Genomic DNA, 21,996 nt, shown 5'->3' with positions numbered 1-21,996 from the left:
TGAAGCGTGCGGGGCTTTTTCGTATGGCTCGCCGGTGACGGCGCTATAGAATGTTCATACAGGGGAGTTGATCAGAGGCTCCCAAAGTCATCCGGACAGGCAAAGAGCATGAAATTCGTAGATGAAGCGACAATTCGGGTGCAGGCGGGCAATGGCGGGCACGGCTGCCTGAGTTTTCGTCGCGAAAAATATGTGCCCAAAGGCGGTCCGGACGGTGGCGATGGCGGCGACGGTGGTTCGGTGTACCTGGAGGCGGATACGGCGCTGAACACGCTGGTGGATTATCGGTTCCAGCGTTCCTACAAGGCGCAGTCCGGGGAAGGCGGGGCCGGGCGCAACTGTTCCGGTAGCAAGGGCGAGGACCTGGTGCTGCAGGTGCCGGTGGGAACCACCGTTGTCGATATGGATACCAACGAGGTGCTGGGCGATCTGACCCGCCCCGGCGAGCGCCTGAAGGTGGCCCAGGGCGGATTTCACGGTCTGGGGAATACCCGATTCAAGTCGTCGGTAAACCGGGCGCCGCGCCAGACCACCAACGGCACGCCGGGCGAGGTCCGCAACCTGCGCCTGGAGCTGAAGGTCCTGGCGGATGTGGGATTGCTGGGTTTGCCCAACGCCGGCAAGTCCACGTTCATCCGGTCGGTTTCGGCGGCGCGGCCCAAAGTCGCCAACTATCCGTTTACCACGCTGGTGCCGAACCTGGGCGTCGTCAGTGTCCAGGCACACCAGAGCTTCGTGGTGGCGGATATTCCCGGGCTGATTGAAGGCGCCGCCGAGGGGGCGGGGCTGGGAATCCGCTTCCTCAAGCATCTGGTGCGCACCCGTTTGCTCCTGCATCTGGTGGATGTGGCGCCTTATGATGGTTCATCGCCGGTGGACAGTGTGCGGTCGATCGTCGGCGAACTGCGCAAGTTCAGCGAAACGCTGGCTGGACGCGAGCGCTGGCTGGTGTTTAACAAGGTCGACATGTTGCCTGAGGATCAGCGGGAAGCGGTCTGCCAGGCCATCGTCGATGAGCTGGGGTGGGATGGTCCGGTCTTCCGCATCTCCGCGCTCAGTGGCGAGGGCACCAAGCCCCTGTGTCAGGCTGTGATGCGCTGGATCGAGACTCGTGCCGAAGAGGAAGCGGAGAATCCCGAGCTGGCAGAGCAGGAGGCCGCCATGCGTCGGCAAATGGATGAGGAGGCGCGTCAGCAGATCGATGCGATCAAGGCGGCGCGCCGTGCAGAACGCGAAAATGACGATGACTTCGACGACGATGATGACGACGGTGTCGAGGTCGTTTATGCCCCGGAATAAACCGGGTCTGTTTGCGATCCTTCGGGGCGGCCGGGGCTGAGTGGGTCGTCCGGTCGGGATAGGGAGTAGGCGGGAGAGTATGTCAGAACGTCGACGGATGGAGCGGGCCCGGCGCCTGGTGGTGAAAATCGGTAGTGCCCTGCTGACCAATGACGGCAAGGGCCTGGATATACCTGTGCTGGCGGATTGGGTGGACCAGTTGGTGGCATTGATCGAGTCCGGCGTTGAGGTGGTGCTGGTGTCGTCCGGGTCCGTGGCTGAAGGCATGAGCCGGTTGGGGTGGTCGGATCGCCCGCAGCACCTGCACGAGCTTCAGGCCGCCGCTGCGGTGGGGCAGATGGGCTTGGTGCAGACCTGGGAGGCGCAGTTCAAGCGTCATGGCCTGCATTCCGCGCAGGTCCTGTTGACCCACGATGACCTGTCCGACCGCAAGCGCTATCTCAATGCCCGCAGCACGCTGCGCACCCTGCTCGACCTTGGGGTTGTGCCGATCGTGAACGAGAACGACACGGTGGTCACCGACGAAATCCGCTTTGGCGATAACGACACGCTCGGCGCCCTGGTGGCGAACCTGGTGGAAGCGGACGGTCTGGTGATCCTGACGGATCAGGACGGTCTTTTCGATCGCGATCCCCGCAAGCATGCGGACGCCCGGTTGGTCGACGAGCGCCTGGCCAGCGATCCGGAGTTGGATGTCATGGCGGCCGGGGGTGCCGGCATGCTCGGTCGCGGCGGCATGCAGACCAAGGTGCGGGCGGCGCGTCTGGCCGCGCGTTCCGGCGCGTTTACGGTGATTGTTGGCGGCCGGCTGCCGCAGGTGGTCGCGAGAGTGCGGCAGGGCGAGCTACTGGGGACTCTGCTGCTACCGGAGCAGGGGCGGCTTGCGGCTCGCAAGCAGTGGCTGGCCAGCCATCTGAAGACGCGGGGTCAGCTTGTGCTGGATGCGGGTGCGGTGCGGGTTTTGTGCCAGGGTGGTCGCAGCCTGCTGCCGGTCGGGGTGCGTTCGGTCTCCGGGCAGTTCCGGCGCGGTGAGATGGTGTCCTGTGTCGATGAGTCCGGGCGCGAAGTGGCGCGGGGGCTGGTCAACTACGATGCCGATGAGGCACGGGCCATTGCCGGGCGTTCCAGTGACCGGATCACCGAAGTGCTGGGTTATGTCTCCGACGAGGAGGTGATCCACCGGGATAACCTGGTCATTGTTTGAGGTTCCGGGGAGGCTCCGGGAATAGCGGGCATAAAAAAACCGGCCATCAGGCCGGTTTTTTGTGATCAGTCTGCAGATCAGGCGCTTTTCAGGGCCTTGATCTTGGCGGACATACGGCTCTTCAGGCGGGCCACCTTGTTCTTGGTGTAGATGCCTTTGTTGACCATGCTGTCCAGGATCGGCTGGGCTGTGGTGAAAGCGGCTTGCGCTTCATCGTAGTTGCCAGCTTCGATCTTGCTTTGAACTTTCTTGACGTAGGTGCGCGACATGGAACGCAGGCTGGCGTTGTGCTTGCGGTTGTTCTCGTTCTGACGAGCGCGCTTACGGGCTTGGGGAGAGTTTGCCACCGTGTAACTCCTGAAATTCGTTTCTGAAAAATAGCGGGCGCGCCGACAATCAGCGCCTCGAAATAAATGACGCGGAACTATGCCGTTTCGGGGGCTTGATGTCAAGTGAAAGACGGCTCAAATCCCCGCTGTGCCGGGTGTGGTAGACTCCCCGTCGGCACGCGCTCTGACTGCTGTTGCGGCGGTCATTTCGGTGTTTCCGTACTGCTTTTCCTTTGGCTGTGACAAGGATCTCGCTTGATGGCCTCCGAGCCCGCTCCGAACGATTCCCAGAGAACCCCGCCGAAAGCCCCGGGCCTGTTGCGCTCATCCGGGGTGGTCGGCGTTATGACGATGCTGTCCCGCGTGCTGGGGCTGGTCCGGGATATGGTCATTGCCCGCTATTTTGGCGCCGGGACTGGGGCGGACGCCTTCTTTGTTGCGTTCAAGATTCCCAACTTCCTGCGCCGCCTGTTTGCCGAAGGCGCCTTCTCCCAGGCGTTTGTGCCGGTGCTGTCCTCGTATCGCGAGGCCCAGTCGATGTCGGATGTCCGGCGACTGGTCAACGCCGTGGCCGGCACGTTGGGGGTCGTGCTGCTGGGGGTGACGATCGTGGCGATGATCGGGTCGCCGGTACTGACCTGGATCTTCGCGCCGGGCTTTTCGGATGAACCGGAGAAGTTCGCGCTGGCCGCCGACATGCTGCGGATTACCTTCCCGTACCTGTTATTGATCTCTTTGACGGCCTTCGCCGGCGCCATCCTGAACAGCTACGACCGGTTCGCAGTGCCGGCGTTTACCCCGGTGCTGCTGAACCTGGCGATGATCGGGGCGGCCATCTTTCTCTCACCGTTGATGGAAACGCCGGTGATGGCGCTGGCCTGGGGGGTGTTCCTGGCCGGTGCCTTGCAGTTGTTCTTCCAGTTGCCGTTCCTGATGCGGCTCGGGCTCCTGCCGCGGCCCAGAGTCGACTACCGTCACGAAGGGGTGCGCCGGGTGTTGCGATTGATGGCGCCGGCCCTGTTCGGGGTCTCGGTCAGCCAGATCAACCTGCTGCTGGATACGGTGCTGGCGTCGTTCCTGCAGACCGGCAGCGTATCCTGGCTGTACTACTCGGATCGCCTGTCGGAGCTGCCATTGGGAGTGTTCGGCGTGGCGATCGGCACTGTCATCCTGCCCAATCTCTCGCGCAAGCATGCCGCGGAGGCCCCGGAGCAGTTTGCCGCAACGGTGGATTGGGCGATTCGCGCGGTGCTGCTGATCGGTGTGCCGGCGGCACTGGCGCTCTGCCTGCTGGCCGAACCGCTGCTGGCGACCCTGTTCCACTACGGCGAGGTGACCGACCGGGATGTGGTAATGTCGGCCCAGAGCCTGCGCGCCTATTCGCTGGGGCTTTTGGCCTTCATGTTGATCAAGGTGCTGGCGCCGGGATTCTTTGCCCGCCAGGATACGCGTACGCCGGTGCGCATCGGTGTCATGGCGATGGTCGCCAATATGGTATTCAACCTGGCGCTGATCGTCCCGCTGGCCCATGCCGGTCTGGCGCTGGCGACCTCGTTGTCGGCTTGGCTGAACGCCATGCTGCTCTGGCGTAACCTGCGCCGGGAAGGGGCCTGGCAGCGGCAGGCGGGTTGGCTTCGCTTCCTGGGCCAGTTGGCGGCCGCCAACGCGGCGCTGGCGGCGGTGATCCTGTTCATGGGGGCGCCTGTATCACAGTGGCTGGCCATGACCGGGTTGGCGCGGGCACAGTCCATGACGGTGCTGGTGGGCAGCGGCGTGGTGGCCTATTTTGCGGTGCTGGCGCTGGTCGGGGTGCGGGTCCGTCATTTCCGGTTGCATTGATCCGGGCGGGCCTTCGGCTTTCAGCACCTTATCCCGCTGCGGCAGATCGTTTATAATCGCGTGTTTTATCACCACGACCCGCCAAAGGTGTGTAGTTCATGCGGCTCATCAGAGGCCTCTCCAACCTGCGTTCACTGGCCGGACGGCCCGACTCGCCGCTTCAGGACGGCTGTGTGGCCACCATCGGCAATTTCGATGGTGTGCACGTCGGGCACCGGACCATCATCGGGCAGGTCAAGGCCAAGGCGGCCGAACTGGGCGTGCCCAGCCTGGTCATGATCTTTGAGCCCCAGCCCCGGGAGTTTTTCCAGGGCAGCGAAGCGCCGCCCCGGCTCACCGGTTTTCGCCAGAAGGTCGAGGCACTGCGCGATGAAGGCGTTGATGTGGTGTTGTGCATCCGGTTTGATGAGCAATTCCGTCAGTATTCCGGCATGGGCTTTATCGAAGACATCCTGATCGACGGGCTGGCGGTGCGCCATCTGGTCATTGGTGACGACTTCCGCTTCGGCTGCGACCGGGCCGGCGATTTTGCGTTGCTGGAGGCCATGGGGCGCGAGCGGGGCTATGGCGTCGAGCGCACCGTGACGGTGGAGGTCGAGGACGAGCGGGTCAGCAGTACGCGCATCCGGACCTGCCTGCAGGACAACGATCTGGCCACCGCGGAACGCCTGCTCGGGCGGCCTTATGCGATCAGCGGGCGGGTCGTCTATGGCCGGCAGTTGGGGCGCCAACTGGACGCGCCGACGGCCAATATCCTCCTGAAACGGATGCCGGCCCTGCGGGGCGTTTACGTGGTGCGAACATTCCTGCCGGATGGCACTGACTGTGACGGCGTCGCCAATATCGGTCTCAGGCCCACGGTTGACGGGCGCCGGCCCTCACTGGAAGTGCACCTTTTTGACTTTGCTGGCACACTGTATGGCCAGCGTATACGTGTGGAATTCCGCCATCCGCTGCGGGATGAAATCAAGTTTGACTCTGTGGACGCGCTGAAGGCCCGGATCGATCAGGATATCGACGATGCCCGGGCCTGGATTGCGGCACATTGACGCCTTGTTGAGAGCCTTTCAACAGCACGATTCACCATTGACCGACAGAGCACTATGAGCGATTACAAGCATACCCTGAACCTGCCGGAAACCGGGTTTCCGATGCGTGGCAACCTGGCCAAGCGCGAGCCCGAAATGCTCCAGCGCTGGCAGGATGCCGATATCTACGGAAAGCTCCGCGAAGCCCGCATGGGCCGCGAGCGCTGGATTCTCCACGATGGTCCTCCGTACGCGAACGGCAGCATTCATATCGGTCATGCGGTGAACAAGATTCTGAAGGACATGATCGTCAAGTCCCGCAGTTTCATGGGCTACGACGCGCCCTACGTGCCGGGCTGGGACTGCCACGGTCTGCCGATCGAGCACAAGGTGGAGCAGGAAATCGGCAAGGCCGGGGTGAAGGTGGACTACAAGACCTTCCGCCAGGCCTGTCGCGACTATGCCGCCAAGCAGATCGAGGGTCAGAAGGCCGATTTCATCCGGCTGGGCGTGTTTGGTACCTGGGATAAACCGTACCTGACCATGGACCCGAAGGTGGAAGCCGACATCATCCGCGCCCTGGGCCGGATTGTTGAAAATGGCCACTTGGTTCGCGGCTATAAGCCGGTGTACTGGAGTGTCGTCGGTCAATCTGCACTGGCGGAAGCTGAAGTCGAGTATCAGGACAAAACGTCGACCCAGATCGACGTGCGCTTTACCGCGGCCGATCAGGAGGCGGTACTGAGTGCCTTCGGTCAGCCCGGTGGCGATGGCCCGGTCTCGGTCGTGATCTGGACCACCACACCCTGGACCATCCCGGCCAACCAGGCGGTGTCGTTGAACGCGGAACTGGAATACGCACTGGTGCAGCTCGAAGTCGGCAACGGACCTGAGCGTATGGTGCTGGCCTCCGACATGCTGGAAGACATCATGACGCGCTGGGGTATCGGGGATTACAAGGTCCTCGCAACTTGCAGCGGCACGTCGCTGGAGCACCAGAAACTCCAGCATCCGTTCTATGACAAGCAGGTGCCTGTCGTTCTCGGTGATCACGTCACGACGGACGCCGGTACTGGTGCGGTGCATACGGCGCCGGATCACGGCCTGGAAGATTTTGAAGTCGGCAAGGTCTACGGCATTGACACGCTGAACCTGGTCCAGGCCGATGGCACCTATACCAGTGCGGCCGGCGAGTTCGCGGGCGTTCATGTCTACAAGGCGGATGACCCCATCTGCGAGGCACTGGAGCGTGAAGGCAAGCTGGTGCGCAAGGAAAAGTTCCAGCACAGCTACCCGCATTGCTGGCGGACCAAGACACCGCTGATCTACCGTGCGACGCCGCAGTGGTTCATCAGCATGGACGTGAAAGGCCTCAAGGATAAGGCTCTGGAAGCCATCAAGGGCGTACGCTGGGTGCCGGCCTGGGGCCAGAACCGCATCGAGGCGATGGTCGAGCAGTCGCCCGACTGGTGTATCTCTCGTCAGCGCACCTGGGGCGTGCCCATTGCGCTCTTTATCCACAAGGAAATCCAGGAGCTGCATCCGAACACGCCGGAGCTGATCGAGGCGGTCGCCAAGCAGGTCGAAGAGGGCGGCATTGACGCCTGGTACGAACTGGACACGGCCAGCCTGCTGGGCGCGGACGCGGATCAGTACGACAAGGTTACCGATACCCTGGACGTGTGGTTCGATTCCGGCGTCACGCACGCCTCCGTCCTGCAGAAGCGCGAAGATCTGGGGCAGTTCCCGGCAGATATGTACCTGGAGGGCTCGGATCAGCATCGCGGCTGGTTCCAGTCCTCGCTCAAGACGTCCATCGCCATCAACGGTGTCGCGCCGTACAAGCAGGTGCTGACCCATGGCTTCACCGTGGACGGCAAGGGCCGCAAGATGTCCAAGTCGCTGGGTAACGTCATCGCGCCGCAGGAAGTCATGAACCAGCTGGGTGCCGATATCCTGCGCCTGTGGGTGGCGGCAACGGATTACAGCGGCGAGATGACGGTGTCCAACGACATCCTCAAGCAGACCGCGGATGGCTACCGCCGGATCCGCAACACCGCGCGCTTCCTGCTCAGCAACCTCACCGGATTTGAGCCGGACAAGCACGCCGTTGCGCCGGAAGACATGCTCGCGCTGGATCGCTGGATGGTGGATCGGGCGTTGACGATGCAGCAGTCCCTGAATGAGGATTACCAGAACTACGCCTTCCTCAAGGTTTACCAGAAGATCTATAACTTCTGTGAAGCGACGCTGGGCGGGTTCTATCTCGACATCATCAAGGATCGTCAGTACACCACCCAGGCGGACAGCCTCGCCCGTCGATCCTGCCAGACCGCGCTGTTCCATGTGGCGGAGGCGCTGGTGCGCTGGATCGCGCCGATCCTGAGCTTCACCGCCGACGAGATCTGGCAGCACCTGCCGGGCGAGCGTGGCGAGAGCGTCTTCCTGGAAGACTGGTACAGCGGCCTGGTCGCGTTGCCGGCGGACCTGTCGATGGGTCGCGAATACTGGGATGACATTCAGGGCGTGAAAGAAGCTGTGAACAAGTGCCTGGAAGATGCCCGTAACCGGGGCGACATCAAGGGCTCCCTGAGTGCCGAAGTGACCCTGTATTGCGAGGGTGATCTCAAGGCCGATCTGGAAGCGCTGGGCGACGAACTCCGCTTCGTGCTGATCACCTCTGAAGCGACCGTGGCACCGATTGCGGAAGCCGGCGATGCCGAGCAGACCGGCCTGGAAGGGCTGCGGGTCCGCGTCGTGCCGACGGCTCATTCCAAGTGTGACCGTTGCTGGCATCACCGTGAAGACGTCGGGCAGCATGCCGATCATCCCAAACTGTGCGGTCGCTGCATCGAGAACATCGAGGGCAACGGCGAGAAGAGGGCGTTTGCCTGATGATGGCTCAGACAGAGGAGATGGCCGTGACCCGCTCTCCGTTGCACTGGCTGTGGCTGGCGGCACTGGTCATCGCCGTCGACCTGGGCACCAAGGCTATCGCGTCGGCGTCGCTGAGCTATGGCGAGTCGGTCCACGTGTTGCCATTCTTCAGCCTGACGTTGCTGCATAACACCGGCGCCGCCTTCAGTTTCCTGGCCGGCGCCGACGGCTGGCAGCGCTGGTTTTTCGTCGCCCTGGCGGCGGTGGTCAGCGTGGTGCTGATCCGCTGGCTTTCCCGCCTGGGGGCGGGAGAACGGTGGATGGCGGTGGCCATCGTCCTGATCCTGGGCGGTGCGATCGGCAACGTCTATGATCGTGTGGTGCACGGTTATGTCGTCGATTTTCTACACTTTTACTGGAACCAGTACCATTTCCCCGCCTTTAACCTGGCGGATACGGCCATTACGATTGGCGCATTGATGATGGTCGTGGACCTGTTTCGCAAATCGCCGGAGCAGCCGGCCGATCAGGGAGAATAAGCATGACAGCGCTGCCTGTGAGCAAGGGGACCCGTGTCACCCTGAACTTTGCGTTACGGCTGCCGGATGGCAGCGAGATCGACTCGACCTTTGGTAAAAAGCCGGCCTCGCTGGAGCTTGGTGACGGCAACCTGCCGGAAAGCTTCGAGGCCCTCATTGTGGGCATGAAGCCCGGTGAGCGTAAAACCTTCGAAGTGCCGCCGGAGCAGGCGTTCGGTCAGCATAATCCGTCGAACATCCAGACCTTCAAGCGGTCCGATTTCGGGCCGGATATGGTGCTGGAGCGTGGCGCCGTGATTTCCTTCGCTGATGCGCGCCAGGGCGAGCTGCCGGGCGTGGTTCATCGCGTGGAAGGCGATCAGGTGGAGGTGGATTTCAATCACCCCCTGGCCGGGCGTACACTGACCTTTGACGTGGAAATCGTCAGCGTGGAACCCGCGCAGACGACACACTGATTCAGCAAGACAGGGCAACTATGCAGATTCGACTGGCCAATCCCCGCGGCTTCTGTGCCGGCGTCGACCGGGCAATTGAGATCGTCAACCGGGCACTGGACGTGTTCGGCGCGCCGATCTACGTCCGTCACGAAGTCGTCCACAACAAGTTCGTGGTCAGCAATCTGCGCGATCGCGGGGCCATCTTTGTCGATGAGCTCGACGAAGTGCCCGACGATCACCTGGTGATCTTCAGCGCCCACGGCGTGTCCCAGGCGGTGCAGAAGGAAGCCGCCCGTCGTGGCCTGAAAGTCTTCGACGCCACCTGTCCGCTGGTCACCAAGGTGCACATGGAAGTCATGCGCTACAGCCGCGACGGCCATGAATGCGTCCTGATCGGCCACGAAGGCCATCCGGAGGTCGAAGGCACCATGGGCCAGTACGACCGCAGCAACGGCGGCGATATCTACCTTGTGGAAGACGAGGCGGATGTCGAAGAGCTGGCTGTCCGCGATCCCAGTCGATTGGCCTACGTCACCCAGACCACATTATCCATGGACGATACTGCCCGGGTCATCGACGCGCTTCGCTCCCGTTTCCCCGAGATCCAGGGACCGCGCAAGGACGACATCTGCTACGCCACGCAGAACCGCCAGGACGCGGTCAAGCAACTCGCCGGCGATTGCGACCTGATGCTGGTCGTCGGCTCCCCCAACAGTTCCAATTCCAACCGCCTGCGCGAACTCGCCGAACGCATGGGCACCCCCGCCTACCTCATAGACGACGCGGCCCAGATCGACCCCGACTGGCTCAAAGGCCGCGACGCCGTCGGCGTCACCGCTGGCGCCTCCGCACCGGAAGTGCTGGTGCATGACGTGATCCGCAAACTCCAGGACCTTGGCTGTGACGCGCCCGAGGAAGTGCCTGGGCGGGAGGAGAATATTGTGTTCTCCATGCCCAAAGAGTTGCGGATTCCTACCCGGGAAATCTGATTTTCCTAGCCCGATATTTTTTACCGCACTTTAGATAACGATCACATTTTCGGCGGCTGCAGTGCCGTTCGTCAGACTTAGCTGGCCGTCTATCGGCCGTGATGTGTTCCTTCCGTCGCCGGTGGCTATCCTGTATGTGCGGAATAATGGAACTAATTACCTATGCGCTTTAAAAACGGGTTTACCCTCATTGAACTGTTAGTGACGCTCGCCCTGGTTGGGATCATTGCCGGGTTTGCAATCCCTTCGTTTGCGCAGCTCATTGCCAACAATCGGATGTCATCCACCAGCAATGTTTTCATTGGTGCGCTGAATTATGCGCGAACAGAAGCAGTGAAGCGTGGCCGCACTGTGGAGATTACAGCGATCTCCAGTGCAGGAAGTGCAAACGAATGGGGCGGTGGCTGGCGGGTTTGGGTTGATCAAGGCTCAAATGGCTATGACGCCGGTGAAGAAATCCGGGTGTACTCGGACGTCAGCGACAAGATGACGATTGATGGGCCCGATGCACTCACAACGTTCGGATTTAGGGCGAATGGTTTTGTCGATCCGTTACCAGGCGGGGGGGCAGAGTATTCATTCCAGCTCTGTGACGACCGAACAGGTGAAACGGGTCGGATAATACGAATTCATACATCCGGTCGAGTCCGGAGCGATACCATAACTTGCGGCTAGGTAGATGCATCATATGAAGATTAAGGGCCGGGGCGAAAAAGGCTTCACTATGATTGAGGTGCTTGTGGCGCTCTTGATTCTGGCTATCGGGTTGCTCGGTGTCGTGGGCGTCCAGGCACTCGCAATGAAGTCAACGACCAACTCCAATGTTCGGTCACAGGTGAATTTGCTGGCGTATGACATGGTTGAGCGGATACGCGCCAACGTGCCCGGTGTGCAAGCCGGCGCATATGACAATATCACCGCCTCGAAAACCCTGCCGGGTTGCGGAACATCCTGTACGCCAACCCAAATGGCTGCAATAGATTCCAATGAATGGTTTTCTAATCTCAATAGCACTCTTCCCGGATTCACTTCCGCCAGCGTCAAGTATGCATCCGGAGTTGCCACGATAACGATCAATTGGTCGGAGCGGGATTTAGGTAATGATGCTGTTAATCAGAGCTACAAATTAGACGCAAGGATTCTGCAATGATTGTCGTTAATAGGCGCTCCCAGGCGGGGTTGTCGCTCGTTGAAATCATGGTCGCGTTGACTCTGGGATTGATTTTGACGGCGGGGTTGATTCAGCTTTTCGTCAGCAACCAGCGCAGCTTCTCCCTGACGGCAGCAAGTGGTCGCGTCCAAGAGTCCGGACGGATGGCGTCCGAGCTTCTATCCAAGGCAATAAGGAATGCGGATTACTGGGGATGCGCCGGCGGTATTTCTAACGCTGTCAACAATTTGGATCCAACTGGTTCTGGCTATAATGATGCCACGTTTGGTTTCAAGGAAGGTCTTGATGGTACCGATAATGCTGATGGGAGCGGCGTGGAACTTGCTGGAACGGACAGCTTCATTGTCAGAGGTGTAGGAGGCGATTCTAACATCACGATCACCAAAGTCATGGAGCAGGCTTCTGCCAATCTGCACGTCAATGATTCAAGCAGCTTGGCTGACGATGACATTGTTTACATCACGGATTGCCGGGGTGGAGATATATTTCAGGCAACGAACGTGAACGCTAGCAACGGTACCGTTGTGCATAACACCGGGAATTCCTCGCCAGGAAACTATAACGCAGGCAATCCGGGGTGCCCTGGTTCCAACGCCCATTGCCTCTCTCAAGTTTATGATGAAGGTGCGTCCATCTATGTTCCTTATTTCGAACAATATTACATTGCAGCTGGCGCGAGCGGAGAACCGGCGCTCTTTATGCGAAGCGCCGATTATGGTGGTTCTGGTGGGGTAGGAAGCATCCAGGCGATTGAACTCATCGAGGGAATCGAAGACATGCAGATTCTCTATGGGGAAGATCTCGATGGTGACTACACGGCAGAAGTTTGGCGCGATGCGGGCAGCGTCTCTGATATGGGGGCTGTCGTCGCGCTGCGAGTGAGCCTGCTTAGCCGTTCTCAGGAGACCAACGTTGCCCCCGATCAGCCGGACATCAACTTTTTCGGTAAGACATACGGGGGTGACGGGCGGTTGCGGCGGCAATACACCATCACTGCATCGATACGAAATCGCATTGGAGGATAACGGGAATGCAGCCAATATCAGGTTTTCGTCAACGTGGCGCCGTTCTCCTGACTAGTCTTTTGATATTGCTCGTCCTGACTCTGCTTGCGCTGTCCGGAATGCAGGGAGCGTTACTGCAAGACAAAATGACGTCGGCCGTCAGGGAAGGCCAGATATCGCTGGAAAGCGCTGAGTATGCTCTCAGAGAAGCTGAGCTATTTCTCGAAGATAAGACGGTCACTCTTGGAAGTTTTGGCACCGATAACGGGCTTTATACACGAGGAAATGCACCCGACCCACTTGATGACTCAACATGGGATAGTTCCGGATCAGCAAGTATTGCTGCTACTGGGTTTCCGGAGACATTAGCGGAAAACCCCCGATACTTTATTGAGTATATCGGCCAGACCAGTACTAAAGAGGCGCCCGGCGATATACAGATTACCAACTACGACGACAACACCGGTGGATCCAAGCCGCTGGGTTTCAAAATAGTGGCATGGAGCTCCGGGCGGAATGGTGAGACCCGTCGAGTGATTGAATCCTATTACGGAACGGCTAAATAGCATCGGAGGAAGTAAGATGCGCGATAAATTAAAGACTTTTTTTGGCGCGATGGCGCTGGTGTTACCGGCGGCAGGCGCGGCTGATCCGGTCGTTCCGTCTTCCCAACCACTGTTTCTGGCCGGCTCAGTCAAACACAATTTGATCCTGGGCATCGACGATTCAGGCAGTATGGACTTCGAACTCCTCATGCCAGCCAATGACGGCGCGCTATGGCTCAACGACGAAGGAACGTTTGTCAAGTCTGATGGAACCTTCGTCGATGGGACGGGGGACAAGTACGCCTATCTCTTCCCAAATGGTTCGAGCAGTGACTATTCCAACGCTGCCGCAACCCAGGCAGGTAATCAAGGGGCGGTGCCTCCGATAAAAGCCTACGCATTTGCCCGTAGTGCCGCTTACAACAAGGCCTACTACGATCCTAATGAAACGTATGACCCTTGGCCAAGCTACGGTGGTTTTTCGTTCTCGGAATATCCAGGGACTGCAGCGCCGTATGATCCAAACTACACGAGTGACACCCTGGACCTGACGTCCGATTTCGATACGTCGAAGAAAACCGACAGTCAATGGGACTTCGACATCAATGATGATGATATGGTTTGCGATAATCAGGGTAATACCTGTAGTGCCGGAGATAAAGATTACACATATTATCCTGCGACATACTGGGTAATCGATGAGACCTCCTCATATACCTTTGATCCCCAAAAAGCAGGCGCAGAACAGCAGTTTAATCAAGGTAACTCTGTCCTTCTGGAGGCCGAGAATGGTGTTTTGAACGGCGATTATGTGATCGGCAGCAAATCTGCTGGTGCGGATTCAGGTCTTCTCCAGTCAGCTGGTGGTAACGATTACATAGTTTCTCCAACAGGGGATGCTAATGATTCACCTTCTCCTGCCAGCTATGGCGAAGTCTCTCTGAGTTTTAACGTGCCTGTATCTGGTGAGTACGCCATATGGATTCGGAAAAACACCCGGGATGGAAATTCAGACTCCATGTGGGTCAATTTGCTTGGCTATGGTTCATCGGACATAACGATCGCAATTGATGGAAATGATTTCCGGACGGCATCTGATGGTGCTGAGTGGACAAAATGGTGGAAAGGGCTCAAGTATGATCCCGGTTGGACTTGGGATAAGTGGGGAACGGTCACATTTAATTCAACCGGAACTCAGACACTTCGAATTCGTCCGCGAGAGGTCCCTGTTCCGATTGACCAGATTATGGTGACGAGCCTGGACTCAACCCCCACTGGTGCATTCTCCAACCTGCCGGGAAAAGAAACGACTAGTATCGTGACACGCAATTGTGCGACCGATGCAGAGCCTAGCTATTACAATGCTTTTCGTCTGTATCCGGATGCCTTTAGTGGCGTCGACGCGATTGGCCCAGATGGGCGTTGTCTCAAAAAGTATGAGATCAAGTCGACTGTATCCGACTATCCCAGTGGTCGTAGCTACAAAGAAGAGTTACAGAACTTTTCCAACTGGTTTACATATTATCGCCGCCGGCATCAATCCATTCGAGGTGGTTTGGGAGCTGCGTTCCAGGGTATAAGCGGCATTTACGCGGGTATGTACTGGATTAACAACCAGCGTGATGTCACGATGTATGATCTTGACAAGGCGGCCGACCTGAAAACGTTCCTGCAAGACAATTACGATCACGTGAGCAGTGGGGGGACGCCTCTTCGCGATGCATTGGATCATGCTCGATCACAGTTCAAGCGCACCGGTGATAACGCTCCCATTCAATATGCATGTCAGAAGAATTTCACGCTTCTGTTCACTGATGGTTTTGCGCAAAGCGAGACAATTTCGGGTATAGATAACGCAGACGGGGAGGCAGGCGAGCCATACCAGGATAAGTATTCAAGCACGCTCGCCGATATCGCCTATAAAATGTATGTGGACAACCCGAGATCGGATTTGAAACCCCTCGGTGCGGTCAGGGTTCCTTCTTCCTGTGATAGCGCGAATCCGCCGAACACTGCGGATTGCAATACTAACTTGCATATCAATACCTATACCGTTGGACTTGGTGCTATAGGCACACTCTTCAATCAGACCATTACCAAGGACTCTGAGAAATATTCATACAAGGCTGTGCAGAATGCCTATGACCACCCGCCGACGTGGCCCGATGTCAGTACGATACGAGACCGGCGGCAAATTGATGACCTCTATCATGCGGCGGTTAATGGTCGCGGCGAAATATTCAATGCGAATACGCCTGCACTGCTTGCCAGCGAACTATCGTCTGCATTGCGGGACATCATTGCGTCGCTGGGGAGTGCTTCAGGCGTAACCTTTAACAGCGCGACGTTGGAGTCTGACAGCCTGATTTTCAGTGCATTGTTCAACTCGACGGCCTGGAGTGGAGATGTTGAGGCAAGGGCTCTTGACCCGCAGTCTGGAGATATCGCCGAAGATGCATCCTGGAGTGCGGCCGATGTATTGGACGATACGGCACCTTCATCTCGGACGATCCTGACGTACAGCAACGATACCGGGGATGGCGTTCCGTTTCGGTGGGATGGCTCCTATGACCTTTTGGATTCCGGTCAAAAGGCGGACCTGCAAACGTCGCCTACCGGCGTAACAGATTCATTAGGTGAAGAGCGTTTAGCTTATCTGCGAGGAACCGCTTCGACTGATTTCAGAAACAGGGATGGTCGCTTGGGCGATATTGTCCACTCAACGCCTCTGTATGTTGGTGCCCCTCGCCTGAGCTGGCCGGATGCTGACCCTTTTGGAACCGATGCTGAGCGATACACGTCGTTTCGAGGGGATACGAATAACGTGAACCGGACGCCGATGGTCTACGTTGGCGCCAACGATGGCATGCTTCATGGGTTTAAGGCGGTGGAAAACGAGAGTGATGGTGGTGGTAAGGAACTGCTTGCCTACGTTCCTCGCTCGATTTTCTCCTCTGACAAGAAGAGCGGCTTGCATTATCTGACAGACCCGGATTATCGGCACAAGTATTATGTCGATCTTTCCCCGCAGGCCGTTGATGTATACATGCCTGGATCGGATGGTGGTACGCCAGCTTGGCGAACCGTGCTTATCGGAGGTTTGCGTGGAGGGGGCGCCGGTATTTTTGCGCTGGACGTTACGGATCCGAGCACGTTTTCGGATGCCAACGCTTCGAGTACGGTGCTGTGGGAGTTTGATGCAAGTGACGGCGCCCCGGAGCTTAATTATCAATTTGATCAGCCTGTCGTCGCCATGATGAACAACGGGCGTTGGGCGCTTCTCATGGGTAATGGCTTTGCTGATGGAAGCTCAGTCGATGACGAGAAAACCGGTCTGTTTATTATTTATATGGATGGCGGTCTCGATGGCACCTGGACGCGAGGGTCGGACTCGGATTATCAGTTCATAGAAGTGGGCTCTACCGGTGGCTTGGGAGGCGTTAGTGTCATCGACACCAATGGCGATCGTGTCGCCGATCGGGTTTACGCCGGGGACTTGGAAGGGAACATGTGGACGTTCGATGTTTCCAATTCTGATTCTAGCAAGTGGGGATCCGCCTTCAGTTCGGGTACCGGTAATAATGCTGAACCTGCGCCCCTATTTACAGCAGCGAACGACTTCGATGGTGATGGCGTAATAGAGCGTCAGCCGATCGCTATGGCGCCGCTGGTCCTGAGAAATAATGATTCGCCTGTAGGATCCGAGGGTACGAACGGCGAGGACTATATGGTCTATTTCGGTACCGGTAAATATTTTGAAAATGGCGATCCCGGCGATACGTCTAAGCAGACAATGTACGGTATTTGGGACCGTGGAGTTGGTAGCCTCAAGCGGGATTCGCTTCAAGAGCAAACCATTACAACCACAGCCAGCGAGGATTTAAGGGAAGTATCGGAAAATAGCGTCGATTGGGCTGGCAACGTCAAACAACAGTACGGTTGGTATTCGGATCTGCCCGAAGAGGGCGAACGAGTTTTGAATACGCCGAAATTCAGGGGTGAAGTACTTTTCTACGAAACCTACACGCCAAGCCAAAACGCCTGTTCTTCGGGTGGGTCAAACTGGTTCATGTCCACCAGTCCCGATGGATCAGCGCCAGATTCATCGGTCTTCGATTCCAACAACGATGGGACCGTCGATGATGATGACGGAAACTATGGCGGGCAGCGTCAAGATGACAGCTCCACGGGCTCTACCGGTTTATTGGGTAACAAGCAGTACTACCAGAAGAAGAATGGTCAGCCCGGGGAACGTGAGGTAGACACGGGTAAAGACACCAATCGCGCTGGCCGACTTGGGTGGCACGAAATAACAGGTAGTTGAGGATGAGAAGTATGAGAGCTGTACAAGAGCGAGGTTTTACGCTCATCGAGCTGATGATTGTTGTGGCTATTGTGGCAATCATCGCCGCGATTGCTTATCCCAGCTATCTTGACCAGGTCAAAAGCACTCGGCGTGGTGACGCAGAAGGCGCTTTAATGTCGTTTTCAAACGCTATGGAGCGCTACTATACCCAAAATGGGACATACCTGGGGGCTGACGGGGCTGCTCCACCCGCTGCATTCTCGGCGACTCTGACCGCGCCGGCCGCGTCTGTTTTTCCGGACGAGGCACCAATTGATGGTAACCCCAAGTCCTATAACCTCAGGATCTACAATCTGCAGGCAAACTCGTATGTATTGAGAGCCATACCAAAAGGCCCGCAAGCTGGAGATGGTTACCTTGAATTAAGCTCAACCGGAGCAAGAGGGTGGGATTCAGATAATTCCGGTGGCGCGCTGTCTGCCTCAGAGAAAAGCTGGGATCAGTGATGGATTAAAGTGCCGGAACGTCATCGTTCTGGCACTTGTCGTTATATCTCCCGGCTTAATGAGGACAGGTTAGCTCAGAGCCTGATGATGTTTTGATCAGCCCGTCGCCATCCTCGTCATTTTCAACCCGAAGACGTCCGCCAAAATTTATGGCGAGGTACTTCATTATGCCTTGAGATCTATCGGATTTAGAGCAAAAGATAAATCCACCGGCCTGTCCGGAGAGCAATCCCGTTGGAGCGAAACGAAAATAGCGTTTTGCTGACGGTCGAGCGATTAACCGACCAGTATAGTCTGAATTAAATAGTCTGAGTATTTTCCCCTCGTCGGGCTTTAAGTTGTTGTCTTGGTCCATAAAAACGGCGATGGAGTCTTTCCAATTGGAATGGCATCCAGATGTCGTTGACCAAGGGCATATAATGATGAGTCTTTGTTTTGTTATGGAGACCGTCCGCGCATAGTACATGGCCTCCCATAGGGAATTTACAGCATCTTCGTCTTTGTTTTTTTCAATCCAGTTAGCGAAGGCCGGCAAAGCGAACGCTGTTACCGCCGAAGCGATTGCTAAACAAACGCAAAGCTCTATAAGCGAGAGCCCCTGAAAGGCTCGCAGATTTGTCATCCTTGACTCCTTGGTTTCCGTTGGATTTCGCTAGGACGTCCTGTCCCGGTTGCGTGCAATTATACGGCTTTCCCGATACGTCCCGGTAATGTGATGTCGACTCAGAATTTACTATGATCCTGAAGCTGAAAAGAATAAGTCGAACTGAAATCGTTTTTCCTGGCGCTCACTCCATTCCCAACTTCTTCAACTTATACCGCAACGCCCGAAAACTGATCCCCAGTTTCTTAGCCGCCGCCGTCTTGTTCCACCGCGTCGCCTCCAACGCCTTTTCAATTGCCTTGCGCTCGATGGACTCGAGATAGTTTTCCAGATCCAGTTCGCCATCATCCGGCAGCTCCACCGCAGCGCCGGGTGCGGCGTCCGGGTCGGCCTCTATGCGGCTGGAGGGCACCGGGGCGTGGCCCATGTGCAGGTCATCGGCGTCGATCTGGTCCAGGTCGCACAGGGTGAAGGCGCGCTCCAGGATGTTTTCCAGTTCACGTACGTTGCCCGGGAAATCGTATTGCCTGAGTTTTTCCAGGGCAGAGGGGGTCAGGGTTGCCGGATCGCACTCGTAGTCCCGGGCCAATCGGGTCAGGATATGGCGGGCCAGCAGTTCGATGTCGTCCGGCCGTTCGCGCAACGGTGGGACTTTGAGTTCGATGACGTTGATGCGATAGAAGAGGTCCTGGCGGAAGTCGCCTTCCTGGACCAGGCTTGGCAGATCCCGGTGGGTGGCGCTGAGGATGCGGACATCGACCGGAAACTCGCGGGATTCTCCCACCGGGCGCACCGCTTTTTCCTGAATGGCGCGCAGCAGCTTGACCTGCATGTTCAGGGGCAGGTCGGCGACCTCGTCCAGGAACAGCGTGCCGCCGTCGGCGGAGCGGAACAGGCCGGCCTTGTTGTCGGTGGCGCCGGTAAAGCTGCCTTTCTTGTGCCCGAAAAACTCGCTCTCCATCAGCTCGGAGGGAATCGCGCCACAGTTCACGGCGATGAACGGACCTTCCTGCCGCGGCCCCTGCATGTGGATCATGCGCGCTACCAGCTCCTTGCCGCTGCCGGATTCGCCGCTGATGAAGACCGGGGCCTGGCTGCGGGCCAGTTTTCGGGTCTGCGTGCGCAGCCGGCGGATGCCTTCAGACTGGCCCAGCAACAGACCCGGGTCATCATCCCCGGTTCGTTCGACTTCCGGTTTGGACAGCTTTAGGGCGCTGTTCACCAGTTCCCGCAGGCGGGGCAGTTCGACGGGCTTGGAGACGAAATCGAAGGCGCCGGCCTTGAGGGCTTCGATGGCGGTGTCCATGCTGCCGTAGGCGGTGATCACGGCCACCGGTGTCTGCGGACAGACCTGCTGAATCCACTGGACCAGCTCAATGCCGTTGCCGTCCGGCAGGTTCATGTCCGTCAGGCACAATTGCGGCGGATCAGCTTCCAGGATCGCCTTTGCGGAGGTGACATCGGCGGCCGTCCTGACCTTAATGTCCATCCGCATCAGGGTGATTTCCAGCAATTCCCGGATGTCCGGTTCGTCGTCGATAATCAGCGCTGTTGGCGTTGTCATTGCCCGTCTCGTCCTGTTTCGAATAGTCTTCTTGTACGTCTCGTCAAGGTCTGCAGTCAGATCAGCCGCCCGTGATGGGCAAAGGTGATCCGGAAGCAGCTCCCCGGCCGGCCGTTGTCGAGTAAGGCCAGGTGGGCCTGGTTGGCTTCGCACAGCTCCCGCGCCAGATAAAGTCCCAGGCCGGTGCCGCTCTGATCGGTGGTGTAGAACGGCTCAAAAATGTGTTCGCGTTTCTCGCTGCTGATACCGGCTCCCTGATCCTGAATGTCGATATAGCTGCGTTCGCCATCCCCGGTGACGCCCACACAGATTTTCAGTGTTGCCTTGCCGGTTTGGGCCTTGCTGTAGCGCAAGCCGTTATCGCACAGGTTGACCAGCACCTGGGCCATCTGGCTCTTGTCGAAGCGGGCCGGTGGCGCCTGGTCGGGAAGATCGAGCGTGATGGTCGGCGTGTTGCCGTCCATCCCATTGCTTGCGCCATGCTGATAGTCCTCGACAAATTCCTGCAGCCAGCTGTCGATCTGGACCAGGTCAATATTGGCCTGACGGCGGCGGGACAGGTCCAGCACGTTCTCGATGATGTCGTTGACCCGCTTGGAATGCCGCTGGATGATGTCGACCATTTTACGGTCCGCGGCATCGCAGTTCGGTGATTCATTCAGCAACTGGGCCGCGTGGCTGATCGCGCCAAGGGGGTTGCGGATTTCATGGGCGATCCCGGCGGTCAGCCGTCCCAGCGAGGCCAGTTTCATCTGCTGGGCCTGCAGGGTTACTTTGCTCATGTCCTCGATAAAGATCAGGATGTGGTCGCCCCGCTCCTGATGCAGCCGGGTGAAGTTGGCCTGAAGCATGGGTGTTATCGGTGTGGCCTGGAACGGCTCGGTACGGGTGCCCGGTGTACTGACCCATTGGTCCAGTCGCTGCCTGAGAGGCGGTGGCAGGCGCCCCATTTCGCCTTGGCCGGGCCTGTCGCCAAACAGCAATTCGTGGGCGGCGGCGTTGGCCAATCGCACTTGTCCGAAGCGATCGGTGACGATGATCCCGGTCCGCATCCGCTGGATGATCTGTTGGTTGATTTGCTCCAGCTCGTGCAGGCTCTGGGCCCGGGAACTGGCCAGCTGTTCGCTACGGATCATGCGGCGGGTGATGTTCTGCAGCAGGAAGGCCGCCGCGAAATAGAGGATGCCAAGCGAGCCGGCCCGGACGATCTCGTCGGCATTGGTCCCGAACGTCAGGGACGACCAGGTCGCGACGCCCAGTGAGCCAATGGTGGCCAGTGCGGCATAGAACAGGCCCACCCGGCTGGGCGTCAGGATGTTACCGGCTGCGACCGTCACGATGATCAGGTTGGCCAGCCCGCTGGTCATGCCCGCGCTGAACAGCAACAAGGTATGCAGGGTAATGATGTCGATCAGGATAGACAGGATGATGTGGCGCTGATTGGGTCTGGCTCCGGAAAACAGCATGACTGCCGTGAAGACGGTCAGCGTCAGGTACGCCAATACGCAGATCTGGTAGAACTCGGGCTCCCGGAACTTGGTGTCCAGGGTGCCCGGGTCGACAAACAGCAGGCCTGCCAGGATCAGGCTGATCACCAGCCGGTAGTGGTTATAGACGTGGAACAGTCGAGGACGCTGGCTTTCCTGGAACGGCAGGATGTCGCTGGCTGATGTGACGCTGTCCGGAGTCATGGCAGGCGGTCGAAAATTCCTGTTTCCTGTCGAAGGGATAAAACGTTGGCAGGTATAATAGCGG

The 21,996-nt window shown here is 58.2% G+C and carries 18 protein-coding genes; 14 read left to right on the top strand and 4 right to left on the bottom strand.

Features of this window, described 5'->3' with window-relative positions; all coding sequences use genetic code 11:
- Positions 1-108: 108 nt before the first annotated feature.
- Positions 109-1,299 (top strand): Obg family GTPase CgtA, encoded by a 1,191-nt coding sequence (cgtA, locus tag EZI54_RS17600; RefSeq protein ID WP_131483194.1) that lies wholly within the window; start codon positions 109-111, stop codon positions 1,297-1,299.
- Positions 1,300-1,378: 79 nt separating this feature from the next.
- Positions 1,379-2,503: a glutamate 5-kinase gene (proB, locus tag EZI54_RS17595; RefSeq protein WP_131483193.1), complete on the top strand. Its 1,125-nt coding sequence runs from the start codon at positions 1,379-1,381 to the stop codon at positions 2,501-2,503.
- Positions 2,504-2,580: 77 nt separating this feature from the next.
- Here proB and rpsT read toward each other — a convergent pair whose 3' ends face one another.
- Positions 2,581-2,850 carry a 30S ribosomal protein S20 gene (gene rpsT, locus EZI54_RS17590; RefSeq protein WP_123634204.1) on the bottom strand — a complete coding sequence of 90 codons (270 nt, stop codon included), beginning with the start codon at positions 2,848-2,850 and terminating at the stop codon, positions 2,581-2,583.
- 240 nt (positions 2,851-3,090) lie between these two features.
- Between rpsT and murJ the strand changes: the two genes are divergently transcribed.
- The 12 genes from murJ (at position 3,091) to EZI54_RS17530 (ending at position 18,073) form a co-directional block, all read left to right on the top strand.
- Complete coding sequence (murJ, locus tag EZI54_RS17585; RefSeq protein WP_131483192.1) at positions 3,091-4,671, top strand: murein biosynthesis integral membrane protein MurJ; 1,581 nt, start codon at positions 3,091-3,093, stop codon at positions 4,669-4,671.
- Between the two features lie 98 nt (positions 4,672-4,769).
- A complete protein-coding gene (gene ribF / locus EZI54_RS17580) occupies positions 4,770-5,720 on the top strand; it encodes a bifunctional riboflavin kinase/FAD synthetase (protein ID WP_131483191.1) in 951 nt (316 codons plus the stop codon).
- 54 nt (positions 5,721-5,774) lie between these two features.
- Complete coding sequence (gene ileS / locus EZI54_RS17575) at positions 5,775-8,594, top strand: isoleucine--tRNA ligase (protein ID WP_131483190.1); 2,820 nt, start codon at positions 5,775-5,777, stop codon at positions 8,592-8,594.
- Positions 8,595-8,596: 2 nt separating this feature from the next.
- Positions 8,597-9,115 (top strand): signal peptidase II, encoded by a 519-nt coding sequence (lspA, locus tag EZI54_RS17570; RefSeq protein WP_131483219.1) that lies wholly within the window; start codon positions 8,597-8,599, stop codon positions 9,113-9,115.
- 2 nt (positions 9,116-9,117) lie between these two features.
- Positions 9,118-9,570 (top strand): FKBP-type peptidyl-prolyl cis-trans isomerase, encoded by a 453-nt coding sequence (gene fkpB / locus EZI54_RS17565; protein WP_131483189.1) that lies wholly within the window; start codon positions 9,118-9,120, stop codon positions 9,568-9,570.
- A 20-nt stretch (positions 9,571-9,590) separates the two neighbouring features.
- Positions 9,591-10,541 carry a 4-hydroxy-3-methylbut-2-enyl diphosphate reductase gene (ispH, locus tag EZI54_RS17560; protein ID WP_131483188.1) on the top strand — a complete coding sequence of 317 codons (951 nt, stop codon included), beginning with the start codon at positions 9,591-9,593 and terminating at the stop codon, positions 10,539-10,541.
- Between the two features lie 162 nt (positions 10,542-10,703).
- On the top strand, positions 10,704-11,216 hold the full coding sequence (locus EZI54_RS17555; protein WP_131483187.1) for a GspH/FimT family pseudopilin: 513 nt from the start codon (positions 10,704-10,706) through the stop codon (positions 11,214-11,216).
- 13 nt (positions 11,217-11,229) lie between these two features.
- Positions 11,230-11,691: a type IV pilus modification protein PilV gene (gene pilV / locus EZI54_RS17550; RefSeq protein ID WP_165495787.1), complete on the top strand. Its 462-nt coding sequence runs from the start codon at positions 11,230-11,232 to the stop codon at positions 11,689-11,691.
- Entirely contained in the window at positions 11,688-12,737 is a 1,050-nt protein-coding gene (locus tag EZI54_RS17545) for a PilW family protein (RefSeq protein ID WP_131483185.1), read from the top strand. The genes pilV and EZI54_RS17545 overlap by 4 nt, the downstream gene beginning before the upstream one ends.
- 5 nt (positions 12,738-12,742) lie before the next feature.
- The gene (locus EZI54_RS17540; protein ID WP_131483184.1) at positions 12,743-13,282 is read left to right on the top strand and encodes a pilus assembly PilX family protein; all 540 of its coding nucleotides are present in this window, start codon (positions 12,743-12,745) and stop codon (positions 13,280-13,282) included.
- Positions 13,283-13,298: 16 nt separating this feature from the next.
- Entirely contained in the window at positions 13,299-17,585 is a 4,287-nt protein-coding gene (locus EZI54_RS17535; protein WP_131483183.1) for a PilC/PilY family type IV pilus protein, read from the top strand.
- Between the two features lie 11 nt (positions 17,586-17,596).
- Complete coding sequence (locus tag EZI54_RS17530) at positions 17,597-18,073, top strand: type IV pilin protein (protein ID WP_207389261.1); 477 nt, start codon at positions 17,597-17,599, stop codon at positions 18,071-18,073.
- A 55-nt stretch (positions 18,074-18,128) separates the two neighbouring features.
- Here EZI54_RS17530 and EZI54_RS17525 read toward each other — a convergent pair whose 3' ends face one another.
- From EZI54_RS17525 to EZI54_RS17515, 3 genes are all read right to left on the bottom strand, one after another.
- Complete coding sequence (locus EZI54_RS17525) at positions 18,129-18,695, bottom strand: GspH/FimT family pseudopilin (protein ID WP_131483181.1); 567 nt, start codon at positions 18,693-18,695, stop codon at positions 18,129-18,131.
- A gap of 166 nt (positions 18,696-18,861) precedes the next feature.
- Entirely contained in the window at positions 18,862-20,241 is a 1,380-nt protein-coding gene (locus tag EZI54_RS17520; RefSeq protein WP_131483180.1) for a sigma-54-dependent transcriptional regulator, read from the bottom strand.
- Positions 20,242-20,297: 56 nt separating this feature from the next.
- The gene (locus EZI54_RS17515; protein ID WP_131483179.1) at positions 20,298-21,932 is read right to left on the bottom strand and encodes a sensor histidine kinase; all 1,635 of its coding nucleotides are present in this window, start codon (positions 21,930-21,932) and stop codon (positions 20,298-20,300) included.
- Positions 21,933-21,996 lie beyond the last annotated feature (64 nt).

Source organism: Marinobacter halodurans (assembly GCF_004327985.1).
Lineage (GTDB): Bacteria > Pseudomonadota > Gammaproteobacteria > Pseudomonadales > Oleiphilaceae > Marinobacter_A > Marinobacter_A halodurans.
Note: the sequence above shows the minus strand (reverse complement) of the source record. Positions and strands in the feature narration are given on the sequence as shown.